The organism is Chryseobacterium lathyri (assembly GCF_030812195.1).
Classification (GTDB): domain Bacteria; phylum Bacteroidota; class Bacteroidia; order Flavobacteriales; family Weeksellaceae; genus Chryseobacterium; species Chryseobacterium lathyri_A.
The window spans coordinates 683,433-696,058 of the sequence record NZ_JAUSSF010000003.1; the positions used below are offsets into that span (position 1 = coordinate 683,433).

Here is a 12,626-nt window from a genome sequence, read left to right on the forward strand (position 1 = left end):
TTCAAGTTTATTGACTTAAAAATTAAAGCGCAGTGAACTTGATTTTTAACATGTTTACGAAATTTGCTCTATTCTTCGGACAATTTCTCAGACTGTGAACCGATGAACGGTATCTTTGGAGCCAGGAAATAACCTGTCAGGCTGGCAAAAAGTATCGGAACGAAATAGGTAAAGCCGGTTAAGGTTCCCAGAATAATCGTGGTACTCATTGGTGTTCTTGTTACACAGGCATTAATAGCTGCCATACAGCTCACAATGGCTAAAGTAGTATCAACTGAAGGAAACAGCTGGTGAATAATCAGTCCTAAAGTGGTCCCTACAAAAAACAGCGGGATAATGAAACCACCTCTCCATCCTGAAGTCACGGTAACCGCAATGGCTATGATTTTAAAAATGAGGGTGATAATTAAAAAGTTCAGGGCGAAATTTCCGTTGATCAGCTCGTTGATCTCATGATGGCCAAAGTATCTCGTAATCGGAAAATTGTAAGCAATAACTCCTAAAATAATTCCGCCAACCAGGGTTTTTATATAAATCGGAAATGATCGGTACTCAAAAACCTTTTTGAAGAATTTCACCACAAAAATAAAAATCCATCCGAAAATGGTAGCCACTACTCCAAACAAAAAGGCATAGATAAAATCATATACACCTGAATAATGATACGCCTTTAGATCCCATGTCGCGCCTATTCCCAAATGAATGATCAGAGCAAACATAACATAGCTGAAACAGCTAGCAACCAAAGCAGGAATAATAGCCCTATAATATTCTACCGCATGTTTGTGGTGCAGAATTTCAAGAGAAAAAAGACTTCCTCCAAGCGGTGCTCCAAACAAAGCAGTAAAACCCGAAGCCATCCCTGCAATGCTCAAAGAACGCAGCTCTTCGCCTTTCAGCCTGAAAATTGTTCCAAGCCAGGTTCCGGTTGATCCTGTTACCTGAACCAAAGGTGCTTCAGGGCCCAAGCTTCCGCCTGATGCTACACAAAACAGGGACGAAAGGATCATGGAAGGATTGTTCTTTGGCTCTAATTTTCCTTTGTTAAACCTGATATTATTAACGATCAGATGGATTTCCCCGGGATCTCCGATGAAATGGATCACAAGTCCCGCCAGCAGACCACAAACAGCCATGATAGGAATAACCATCCAGCCCTGGAATTCAGCTAAAAATTCTGTAAAATGTTCCAGCACGATCCAGTACCCTCCTGCAATGGTTCCTCCCACAACACCTGTAAAAGCCCACATGAAAAAAGTCCGGCTGAATACAAATGGGTTGAATCTTATAGGCTGATCAAGAAGATTGAATGTTTTTATTAACCGTCTTCTCCGATTGATTTTCATTCTTAGATTCTGTTTTTAGCAAAGTAAAGAATAAGCATTCCCCAGCTCAGAATCATAAAAAGCCCTCCCAGCGGAGTAATAGGTCCTAAAAATTTAAGGTTTACCCCAAGGTAATCCTGTAAACTAAGAAAATAAATACTGAAAGAAAATAATACTGTTCCCACAATCATCAGAATGGAAGTCCATTTTTCAGATGATGTTTCAAATTTTAAAATATATCCGATGATCAGCAAAAAGAAGGCAGCATACATCTGATATCTCACTCCTGTCTCAAAGCTTTCAAGTCTTTCCACAGACAGTATTTTTTTTAAGGCGTGTGCTCCGAAGGCGCCCAGAATAACAGACAGCATTCCATATGCAGCACCGAAAATTAAAGTAATTGTTTTCATTTTATAATTCTTCTAATTCTAGATTTAAATATTTTTTTGTTTTGTAATCCTGCCAGGTTCCCACAATTTTATTGCCTTGCAGATCTGCTTCTACAAACCCTCTCAGCATCCATTGTCTGGCTTCCTCACTATAATATTCACTTTCCGTGATGGAAACATGGTTCCCTTTCATCTTACCGTTCCACTCGATCAGTTTTTTATTTTTATCATACCAATACACCGCAGAAAAGCTACCGTCACCATATACCGTTTTGATAAAAACCGTAATGGGATATTTTCCATCAATTTTTCCTTTGTACAGCTTATTCATGAAACTGGTCTTATCTGCTTGCTTAGAGCCGGATATTAAGTTTTTCGCATAAGGGCTCCAATATTCTTCCAGGTCTTTGTACGTAAACTCTACCATATGACTACCCAGCTCATCCAAAGCTCTCGTTGCATGATTGGAACATCTTGGTGCAATAAATCTCAGCTTATCTTTTCCAAAATAATACCCGATATCATCTAAGCCATATTCCATAAAACATTCTTCATATATAGCAATCTGATCCGGCATCTCTTCAGAAGTATTTTTCTCTGATTTTAACTTAATAAGAAAATCATCAACCTTTTTCTTGACATTTTTCTGAATTAATTTTTCAATTGTTTTAACAGCATATGGCTGAAAAAGATCCTTTGCATTAATAAAATTCCCTGTCCTCAGGTCAAAATTCTTCCAGATTAAAAAGCTTTCAGGATAAGCCCCCGAAGCTTCTCCACTCATCTCAATACTCAAAATATTCTCAGGGGTTTCTAATTTTTCCCAGCTGTAATAATCCACATAATTTGCATAAGAATTAGTAGCTGTGGAAGCCAGTTTAAAAGGGTTACCGCCGGAATTCGGGACATATTCCAATTCACTTACCTGCAAAAAAGTATTAATTTTATTCTCTACAGAAGGTTTTTCACTGTAAGAAACTAACGGAAAAACATGGCTTTCAGAGATAGGCTGCAGATTATTGATCTTCACATTTTTCTGTTGTGAAAAACTTAAACCTGAAATCAAAAGGAAGAATAGAAGATTCCGTTTCACTATTTCGATTTTATATAGATTAAAATAAATTTCGCTACCAACGTTGAGATTCCCAATATGATAAAGACATTGGAAAACTTTTTAGAATTCCTAAAGCCCGGCGATGTCGTCTTCTTTAAAAAGATTCCGAAGATGATAAATATAATAGGTAAGATGATCTGCAGCATTATTGAGCTCTTAATCTGTTAAACTCATGAATAACTTCATGATGGCTTACCGTTTTATCTTTAAAATAGTTCACAAAATGCTGCTTTTCCTCTTCCGTGGCTCCCATTTGGTTTAAAATATTCAGTAGGTGCATTTTCATGTGTCCTTTCTGGATACCTGTGGTTACAAGGGAACGAAGCGCTCCGAAGTTTTGGGCAAGACCGGAAACAGCCAGAATGCTCATCAATTCCTGTGCGGAAGGTTTTCCAAGCAATGCCAATGAGAATTTGACCAATGGATGAAGATTGGTAAGCCCTCCTACTACACCTACGGAAATCGGAAGATCGATCCAGAATCTGAAAATTCCGTTGTCCGTTGTACAGTGTGTCAGTGATCTGTATTGTCCGTCTCTTGCTGCATAGGCATGAGCACAGGCTTCTGTAGCTCTGAAATCATTTCCTGTAGCAATTACTACAGCATCTACTCCATTCATCACGCCTTTGTTGTGGGTCGTCGCACGGAACGGTTCAATTTCAGCGATGGTAACGGCCTGTTTGAATTTTCTTGCGAATTCTTCATTGGAAATCCCGCTATCATCCTTTAAGTCTTCAATTTTACATGAAACCTCAGCTCTTACCAGACAGTCTGGTGTAAAGTTGGAAAGAATATTCATCACGATTTGAAGCGAATTTTTCTCTTCCTGCGTGAAATCTTCACTCGTTGCGATCTCTTGCTTCATGGTTTTCCCAAACTGCTCAAGGCATGAATTGATAAAATTCGCGCCCATGGAGTCTACCGTATCAAAGCTTGCTTTAAGCTGGTAATAATCCGGCATTTCGGAGGTTTTGTCTATTAATTTGATATCCAGAATTCCACCGCCGCGTTTTCTCATATTGGCAGTAATATCTTCTGTAGCTTCAAACAGTCTTTTCTTTAGCTTAAAATTAAAGAAATGTAAAAGTTTATGAGGCTCTACATTGAATATGAAATGGGTGTGTCCTAATTTTTCGTTGTTGATGATGGTGGTTTTAAAACCTCCTTTATCAATCCAGAATTTAGCGGCTTTTGAAGCGGCTGCTACTACTGAACTTTCCTCAACGGCCATTGGAAGGGCGAATAATTTCCCGTCAATTAAGAAATTCGGGGCAATTCCGTACGGCATATAGAAATTGGAGATCGTATTTTCTGAAAATTCTTCATGGAGTTTCTGAAGATCAGCATTTTCGTTCCAGTATTGTTTTAGTATATTTTGATATTCTTCGTTTCCTTCAAGGTATTCGCTGACAAGCCAATCGATTTTCCCTTGCTTTGTAAGTTTAGAGAAACCTTCTACCGGTTTATGATTCATAGCATAAATTTAATAGGTGTAAAGATAGTAATTTTGAAAGTCTTTGGTGTTGATAACTTCTATTGAAAAAGATTGGTATTTATCAATTTTGGAACTACTTTTGAACAGAATTTAGATACAAATTATAACATTCTCCTGAAAATGAATTTTGAACGCCTGAAAGAAAAGCTTGAAATCCTTGCTGATGCAGCGAAATATGACGTTTCCTGCTCATCCAGCGGAGGAACGCGAAAGAATAAAAAAGGCGCCTTAGGAGACAGTTCCGTAAGCGGTATCTGTCATACCTACACAGAAGACGGACGATGTGTTTCCCTACTCAAAATTCTATTGACCAATCATTGTATTTATGATTGTGCTTACTGTGTATCCAGAAGTTCCAATGATATTAAAAGAGCAGGATTTACAGTAGAAGAAGTTGTGGATCTGACGATTAATTTTTACCGCAGAAATTATATTGAAGGGTTATTTCTCAGTTCCGGTATTTTCAAAAATGCAGATGTGACAATGGAACGTCTGGTAAGGGTAGCAAAAAAACTACGTGTAGAGGAGAATTTCAACGGCTATATTCATTTAAAATCCATTCCGGGAGCAAGTGATGAGCTGATGCAGGAAGCAGCTCTTTATGCAGACAGATTATCTATCAATCTTGAAATTCCTACAGAAAGCGGACTGAAATTATTAGCCCCTGAAAAAAACCGCCAGGACATGCTTAATCCTATGAAATATATCCAAAATGGGATTGAGCAATATAAGGATGAAAAGAAAATTTTCAGAAAAGTTCCGAAATTTGCTCCAGCAGGACAATCTACTCAAATGATTGTGGGAGCAACCAATGAGAATGATTTGCAAATCATCAAAGTTGCCGATCATTTTTATAAGAATTTTAACCTTAAAAGAGTGTATTATTCTGGTTATGTCCCTGTTTTGGAGGACAAAAGGCTTCCTTCCCTCACAACGGAAGTCCCGATGCTCCGTGAAAACAGGCTATACCAGTCTGACTGGCTGATGAGGTTTTATGGTTTTAAAGCTGATGAAATTCTGGATCCAGGCATGCCGTTTTTAGATCTTGAAGTGGATCCTAAATTGAGCTGGGCTTTGAGACATCTGCATCAATTTCCTGTTAATCTGCAGACTGCGGATTATCAGATGATTTTAAGGATTCCGGGAATTGGCGTGAAAACTGCGCAGAAAATTGTAAGTGCAAGGCGTTTTCAGATTTTAAGTATGGATCATCTGAAAAAACTCGGCGCTGCTGTCAACCGGGCAAAATATTTTATTGATTTTAATGCTGGAAATGTTTATCTAAAATATTTAACAGATAAAAATTTGAGGAAACTGCTTGTGGGTGGAAGCTCTTCCAAGTTTCACAGTCAATTTTCGCAACAGCTGAGTTTATTTTAAATTGATTAAAAGATTTGTGTATAAGACAAAAATACAACATCTGAACATCATTCATTTTCAATTAATCCATTTTCAAATTTTGAAATTAGTATGACAACTCTACTTTATGATGCCAGTTTCGACGGACTTTTCACAGCAATATTTGAAGTTTTTGAATATCGTTATAAAGAGGTGGAAATTGTGAATAAAGAGAGATTTCATCAGGAAAATATTTTTGCTGAAATTCATGAGGTGATCACTCAAAATGATAAAGCTGAACGGGTTTTAAATAAGCTGGAACAAAATATTGGACAATCAGGAATCCATGAGTTACTAAAAGTTTATTTATCAGAGGATCCGGAATCGGAACATCTTATTTTATCCGCTGTAAAACAATCTATAAAACATCCTGATGAAAATATCCTGCAGAATTTTGCAGACAATGATATTTTGAAAATTTCAAAAATCTGTAAATCTGTAAGCCGGGAACGACACAGGATGACTGCTTTTGTCCGGTTTGAAAAAATGAAGGATGGTGTTTTCTTTGCAAAAATAGATCCTGATTTTGATGTTCTTCCTCTTATTCGCAAACATTTTAAAGATCGCTATCAGGACCAAAAGTGGATGATTTATGATTTGAGAAGGAATTATGGAATTTTATATGATCTGGAAAACTGCGATTTCTTTTATCCGGATAAGAAACTGGATCTGAAGCAATACCAGCAGAAGTTTCATGATGATGAAAACAATTATCAGATGTTGTGGCAAAGGTATTTTACAAAGACCAACATTGTGGAAAGAAAGAATTTGAAACTGCACGTTCAGCATGTTCCGAAAAGATATTGGAAGTATCTTACGGAAAAGCGGTGATGTAATTATGTAATACAACCATGTTCCACAGATTGAACTGATGGCATATCTGATCGAATGCAAACGCTTGTACAAATGGTGTAAAAGTTATTTTTATTAAGCGAAGTATTTCCTCCGATACATCTATTCATATTCTTCCCAATCTTTTCGATAAAAATATTTCGCCTTTGTACAGTCTGGATATAAATGTTTCAGAAACAAAAACAGCAAAGTATTTTTTTAGCTCTACAAATTTTAGGAGCTTTTAATTATATATATTCAAAACTCTTATGAACTTACTGCCATTATCTGAACTTGTTTTTGTAAATTTGTGTTCGAAATTTTTTACTAGATGAAAGAGAGTGCTGTAAAAAAAATTGCAGTTCTTACTTCAGGAGGCGATTCTCCGGGTATGAATGCAGCATTAAGAGCAGTTGTTAGAACTGCAAACTATTATAATATCGAATGCTACGGAGTAAGGGAAGGCTATAACGGTCTCATCCACGATGATTTCCTGAAAATGGGCCCCCGTTCTGTAAAAAATATAATCAACCAGGGCGGAACAATTCTAAAATCTGCCAGATCTGCAGAATTCAGAACTCCGGAAGGACGTCAGAAAGCTTACGACAACTGTGTGAAACATGGTGTGGATGCCTTGGTATGCATCGGAGGTGACGGTACTTTTACAGGAGCAAAGATCTTCAATGAGGAGTTCGGGATCAGAGTAATCGGTGTACCGGGAACCATCGATAATGATATTTTCGGAACGGATAACACAATAGGCTATGATACGGCTTTAAATACAGCTATGGAAGCTATTGACAAGGTTCGTGATACCGCCACTTCACACAACAGGGTTTTCTTTGTAGAGGTAATGGGTCGTGACGCCGGTTTCATTGCGTTAAACAGCGGGCTGGCAACTGGTGCTCTGGACATCCTGATTCCTGAGAAAAAAGACAGCATGGAAGATCTTTTCGCCAATTTCAGAAAAGCTGAAAAAACAGGAAAAGCATCAAGCATCGTTGTAGTGGCTGAAGGTGAAAAGCTGGGAAGCATCTATGATCTTGCCAATCAAACCAAAGAAGAATTCCCTGATTATGATATCCGTGTAACGATCCTGGGACATATCCAGAGAGGTGGTTCTCCAAGCTGTGCAGACCGGGTTCTGGCAAGCAGGCTGGGCTATGGTGCCGTAGTGGGACTCATGGAAGGAAAAACTAATGTAATGGCCGGTATGCGTTCCAACGATATGGTTTACACACCGATCGAAGAAGCCATTAAAAAACATAACGAAATCAATAAAGATCTTTTACTGATTTCTGAAATTTTAGCAATCTAATTATTTTTTATAATCTAAAACAAACTATTATGTCAACAATCAAAGTAGGTATCAACGGTTTTGGTAGAATTGGACGTCTTGTTTTCAGAGCAATGACTGAAAGAGATAACATTGAAGTAGTAGGAATCAATGACCTAATCAACGCAGAATACATGGCTTACATGTTAAAATACGATTCTGTACACGGTATTTTCCCTGGAGAAGTTTCTGTAGAAGGAAATGATCTTGTGGTAAACGGAAAAAGAATCAGAGTAACTGCTGAGAAAGACCCTAACAACCTAAAATGGAATGAAATAGGCGCTGACTATATCGTAGAATCTACAGGTCTTTTCTTATCCAAAGATTCTGCTCAGGCTCACATCAATGCCGGTGCTAAAAAAGTAATCCTTTCTGCTCCATCTAAAGATGACACTCCGATGTTCGTAATGGGTGTGAACCACAAAGAACTTACTGACGATATCAAAATTTTATCTAATGCTTCTTGTACAACTAACTGTTTAGCTCCTTTAGCTAAAGTAATCCACGATAACTTCGGAATCGTTGAAGGTCTTATGACTACTGTACACGCTACAACAGCAACTCAGAAAACGGTTGACGGTCCTTCAATGAAAGACTGGAGAGGTGGTAGAGCTGCTCTAAACAACATTATTCCTTCTTCTACAGGTGCTGCTAAAGCGGTAGGAAAAGTAATCCCTTCATTAAACGGAAAATTAACAGGTATGTCTTTCAGAGTACCAACTGTTGACGTTTCTGTAGTAGATTTAACAGTGAGAATTGAAAAGGCTGCTTCTTATGAAGAAATCTGCTCAGTAATCAAAGCTGCTTCCGAAGGTGAGTTGAAAGGAATCTTAGGATACACTGAAGATGCAGTAGTTTCTCAGGACTTCGTAGGAGATAAGAGAACTTCTATCTTCGACAAAGATGCCGGTATCATGCTTTCTCCAAACTTTGTAAAGCTTGTTTCTTGGTATGACAACGAAATGGGTTATTCTAACAAATTGGTAGATATGCTTGTACACGCTGCTTCTTTATCATAAGTAATGAGCAATCAGCAATAAATAATAAAAACCTTCCTCTCGGAAGGTTTTTATTTTATAATTAATCAATTTATTGACTATAGGCACAATAGACAACGACTGAGTCGCCACTCATTTCCTGATGCTTTTGTTTGAATCCGTTCACAAAGCCCACAAGGTATTCAGAGTTTTCATCACATGCCATACGGGTCTCAACTATTTTTCCGGCTTTAGATTCTGCAATACAAGATACACAATCTTCTTTTGCACAAGAGTAAAAAGACATGATGGAAATAAGCAATCCTGTTCTGATCATCGTTTTCATTTTTACAGTTTTTATCAAATTATTACTTTACTACAAATGGATTTTTATCAAATCTAAAAGAGATTCCTACAAAAGGATTCACTCTGTATTGCATTTTATTCAGATTATCCGATGTTACTGAGCTGTCAATTGCCTGCCCCACTGTATAATCTGTATTAGGACGGTTCTGCTTATGCACAGCAACACCGGCCGTCAAAATAATATTTTGCCCAATCCCCAAAGCACCACCGGCAAAAACAGACAGTTCTTCAAAATTAAATCCTAAACCACCAGTAAATCCTGGAGAAAAGTTTTGCTGATTATTCATAAATGTAAACATAATACTAGGCATCAGATCCATCATTTTTCCATCTCTGTTTTGTGCTACTATATTATCTACGGATGTAAATCTTGAACGGCTGGTGAGAAAAACAGCATTCGCCCCGAAGGAAGTTGTCCATTTCCAGTCAGATTCACTTTTCAGAACATATTTTCTTATCTTATTTTCGCCTGTTACGCCAATGTACAGAATATACTGAGTATTGTTTCTAAAAACCAATTCCGCAACCTCACTTTCAGTAAAACCGTTTTTTGTGCTGTCTTTTTTTTCCTGCTCCATTTTAAATGGTTCATATTTAATCGCTTTTTTTCTTATCACTAAGCTTTTCAGCTGCGAAGATGGTATATATAGTTTATAATTTCCTTTCTCTACAGGTATTTCTATGCTGTCAATTTTAACAGACAGATCAATAGTAATCTTTCCATTGATTCTTTTCTTCCCGTTCTCTGCAGTTTCCTTTTCTACTTCAACTTTTATTTGTGAAAAAAAGATTGAGGGTATAAAAATTACAAAAGCAAGAATCTTTAATAATAAATGTGTTTTCATGGCTATTAGTTTTCTACAAAGTTTGGAAATCCATGAACACAAGTAAATTACCCATTCGGGTGATTTTGGCATATCAAAAGCAATGTTTGAGAGAATATATTCCAAAAGAAAAAGCCTCTCCAGCAACGAGAGGCTCATAGTTTATCATTTTCAAACAACTAAAAAGAAAAGAGTAAACTGTTTATATAACATTCATTAATTAACTTCGAATAAACCGTGCGTAAAAATTCAGTGGTCTGAGACTTAAACCATAAAACAAAACGGAACAAAAGAAATTGAGTCGCCATGGTTATTAGCTAGTACAAAGTTTAGCATTTTATCAGTGTAAAAAAATCCCCCTTTTGTGGTATTTTGTAAGTATTTTAGTTATTTTAGCTAAAACTAATTTATTCATGGAGAACTCAGAAAAAAAACATCCTCTCATTGAAGTCTGGAACACATACCCCGGCGTCAGGAGAGACAGGAAAATCCTGGATAAGCCACCCATAGAACGCATCATTGGTGAAATGTTTGCTATAGGAGAGTTTTATTATTACGCTCTGAATCTTACCAACAGTACACTTTCACACCATCATGAAAACATTCTGAAACTTCATGGTCTTTCATCATATCCGGAAAATTTAAAAGAAGTTATTGATCTTACCCATCCTGATGATATAGAATTTGTGATGAAAGCTGAGCAGATCCTTATTAACAAAATAACAGAAATTGGTCTGGAACATCAGCTTTACATTAAGGGCAGCTATTGCTTCAGAATGAAAACAGCAGAAGGAAATTATGAACTGTTCCATCACCAGTCCATTATCACCATGGAGGATGAAACGGGAATTCCCGTGCAGGCAATAAACATCCACACCAACATTCATCATATCACAAAAGAAAATCCTTATACCGTTCTGGTTTCCGGGATAGGTCCCCGAAATGACTTTCACCAGGTAAAACTGGACTCGTTTTCGAAACCGGAAAATTTCTCTGAACATTTAACGAAAAGAGAAATGGAAATTCTGGGTCTTATCACCAAAGGATATTCCGCACCGGAAATAGCCCAGGCACTGATCTTGTCTGAACATACAGTTCGTACCCACAGAAAAAATATTTTACGGAAAACAGATTCCAGAAACAGCAAAGAACTTATAAAAAAGGCTTTTGAAAGAGGGCTTATCTAATACTTTCAATGTTTAATAAAGACTGACAAATCTCACCATTGAATTTCGGTGCAAAACTTGTATTTTTATCCAAAATGGACACACCGATTATACAACCTCGCTTTAAAGAATCTCCTCATTTCAAAAATTTTTGGGAAAAAGGCAATGGGAAACAGCTTATTGATTTTTCAGGAGCTGAAGTGAACTTTAAGGATTTTGACAAATTTTCACACTATTTTTATCATGTGGATACAGTCGGTGATGAAGTTGTCCGGGATGTTTATTTTACTAAAAAATTTCATGAAGCATCAAGAGAAATTGAAGGATATATACGAAATGGCATCTTTGAAACAGATGTTCCTGAAAGCGTAAAAAAGCTCTTCACCCAAACCCAACAGGTTCCTGAGTGGCTTGATTACAGTCTATTGAAAAGCGGCGCAGAACTCTGCATGCGAAGCAACCTGGATTCCCTGATCTCATTAAGGGATTACTGCCTGATGGGTGGTTATGACTATGCTTACCTCAACAAGCCTCTTACCGCTACAGAAGCGCTTAAAAAGGGTGCTGTAAAGCGTCTTTCAGAAACATTGGATTTTTGGGTAAACGTTACACGCTACGATGCATTGGAACTTCATGCAAAAGGCTACGAATTTGCTATAAAAACCCGTCTTATCCATTCTTACGCCAGACTTTCCATCAAAAAACATTACAGGCAATGGGATACTGAAAACTGGGGCGAACCGATTAATTCATGGGATATGATGGCTACTTATATTGGGTTTAGCCTCGTTTTTCTTCATAGTCTCCAAAAATTAGGAAATACTTTTTCCGAGGAAGAAGAGAAAGGAATTTTCCATCTCTGGAAATATGTCGGATATCTGTTGGGAGTCCCCGAGAACCTCCTTCCCGACAGTAAAAAGCAGGCAACGGAATATTTCTACCTGTGGACGTCCGTACAGCCTCCATCAGATAAAGATTCTATTCTGCTGGCTCATTCTTTACTGAATGAATCGATCGAAAATCCTATTTTAAAATTCAAATTTCAACGGGAAAACCTGAGGTATCTTCACATCTGCTGTACCTGGTTTCTTCTGGATGAGGAAGTATGTAAAAGGCTGCAGATTCCCGAGGTTTCCAACCGGAAGCTGTTTCCAAAAACAAAGATCATCATCAACAAAATTTATGATAAGCTGTTAAGCCGGCATGCAAGAATAAAAAAAGGAAACAAAGGCCAGATGAAAGTACTGGAAGACTATCTTAAAATCACTAAGAATTCAAATTTTCACTAGAAAAGCCCTAAGGAGTTCTTCTATAAAAAGTACAAAATATATTTTTGTGTGTTTTGAATCTCAAATACTGCATCCCGTTCGTAATGAATGATATCAGTCTCAATATTTTATTATTT

General features: G+C 37.3%; 12 protein-coding genes. 6 read left to right on the top strand and 6 right to left on the bottom strand.

From position 1 onward, the window contains the following. Nucleotides 1-68: 68 nt before the first annotated feature. The 4 genes from J2T03_RS18370 to J2T03_RS18385 form a co-directional block, all read right to left on the bottom strand. Nucleotides 69-1,346: a chloride channel protein gene (locus J2T03_RS18370; protein WP_307220784.1), complete on the bottom strand. Its 1,278-nt coding sequence runs from the start codon at nucleotides 1,344-1,346 to the stop codon at nucleotides 69-71. 2 nt (nucleotides 1,347-1,348) lie between these two features. Next, nucleotides 1,349-1,735, bottom strand: a complete 387-nt coding sequence (locus J2T03_RS18375) for a DUF423 domain-containing protein (RefSeq protein WP_306845007.1) — start codon at nucleotides 1,733-1,735, stop codon at nucleotides 1,349-1,351. 1 nt (nucleotide 1,736) lies between these two features. Then, nucleotides 1,737-2,807 carry a hypothetical protein gene (locus J2T03_RS18380; protein WP_307220786.1) on the bottom strand — a complete coding sequence of 357 codons (1,071 nt, stop codon included), beginning with the start codon at nucleotides 2,805-2,807 and terminating at the stop codon, nucleotides 1,737-1,739. Nucleotides 2,808-2,973: 166 nt separating this feature from the next. After that, nucleotides 2,974-4,302 carry a hydroxymethylglutaryl-CoA reductase, degradative gene (locus J2T03_RS18385; protein ID WP_306845009.1) on the bottom strand — a complete coding sequence of 443 codons (1,329 nt, stop codon included), beginning with the start codon at nucleotides 4,300-4,302 and terminating at the stop codon, nucleotides 2,974-2,976. A 141-nt stretch (nucleotides 4,303-4,443) separates the two neighbouring features. On the opposite strand from J2T03_RS18385, the gene J2T03_RS18390 reads away from it, so the two are divergent. The 4 genes from J2T03_RS18390 to gap all read left to right on the top strand — a co-directional run bounded on the left by J2T03_RS18390 (nucleotide 4,444) and on the right by gap (nucleotide 8,907). Next, nucleotides 4,444-5,703: a putative DNA modification/repair radical SAM protein gene (locus J2T03_RS18390; RefSeq protein ID WP_307220787.1), complete on the top strand. Its 1,260-nt coding sequence runs from the start codon at nucleotides 4,444-4,446 to the stop codon at nucleotides 5,701-5,703. A gap of 90 nt (nucleotides 5,704-5,793) precedes the next feature. Then, entirely contained in the window at nucleotides 5,794-6,552 is a 759-nt protein-coding gene (locus J2T03_RS18395) for a TIGR03915 family putative DNA repair protein (protein WP_307220789.1), read from the top strand. Nucleotides 6,553-6,883: 331 nt separating this feature from the next. After that, on the top strand, nucleotides 6,884-7,870 hold the full coding sequence (gene pfkA / locus J2T03_RS18400) for a 6-phosphofructokinase (protein WP_306845012.1): 987 nt from the start codon (nucleotides 6,884-6,886) through the stop codon (nucleotides 7,868-7,870). A gap of 29 nt (nucleotides 7,871-7,899) precedes the next feature. Then, nucleotides 7,900-8,907, top strand: a complete 1,008-nt coding sequence (gap, locus tag J2T03_RS18405) for a type I glyceraldehyde-3-phosphate dehydrogenase (protein ID WP_111955181.1) — start codon at nucleotides 7,900-7,902, stop codon at nucleotides 8,905-8,907. A gap of 70 nt (nucleotides 8,908-8,977) precedes the next feature. Here the strand turns inward: gap and J2T03_RS18410 are convergent, their stop codons facing one another. Both J2T03_RS18410 and J2T03_RS18415 read right to left on the bottom strand, forming a co-directional pair. Further along, nucleotides 8,978-9,211 (bottom strand): hypothetical protein, encoded by a 234-nt coding sequence (locus J2T03_RS18410; RefSeq protein ID WP_307220791.1) that lies wholly within the window; start codon nucleotides 9,209-9,211, stop codon nucleotides 8,978-8,980. Between the two features lie 22 nt (nucleotides 9,212-9,233). Then, complete coding sequence (locus tag J2T03_RS18415) at nucleotides 9,234-10,076, bottom strand: hypothetical protein (RefSeq protein WP_307220793.1); 843 nt, start codon at nucleotides 10,074-10,076, stop codon at nucleotides 9,234-9,236. Between the two features lie 392 nt (nucleotides 10,077-10,468). On the opposite strand from J2T03_RS18415, the gene J2T03_RS18420 reads away from it, so the two are divergent. Both J2T03_RS18420 and J2T03_RS18425 read left to right on the top strand, forming a co-directional pair. Further along, nucleotides 10,469-11,242, top strand: coding sequence for a response regulator transcription factor (locus J2T03_RS18420; RefSeq protein ID WP_306845019.1), 774 nt, complete (start codon nucleotides 10,469-10,471; stop codon nucleotides 11,240-11,242). Nucleotides 11,243-11,316: 74 nt separating this feature from the next. After that, nucleotides 11,317-12,510 (top strand): oxygenase MpaB family protein, encoded by a 1,194-nt coding sequence (locus J2T03_RS18425; RefSeq protein WP_306845021.1) that lies wholly within the window; start codon nucleotides 11,317-11,319, stop codon nucleotides 12,508-12,510. Nucleotides 12,511-12,626: the final 116 nt, after the last annotated feature.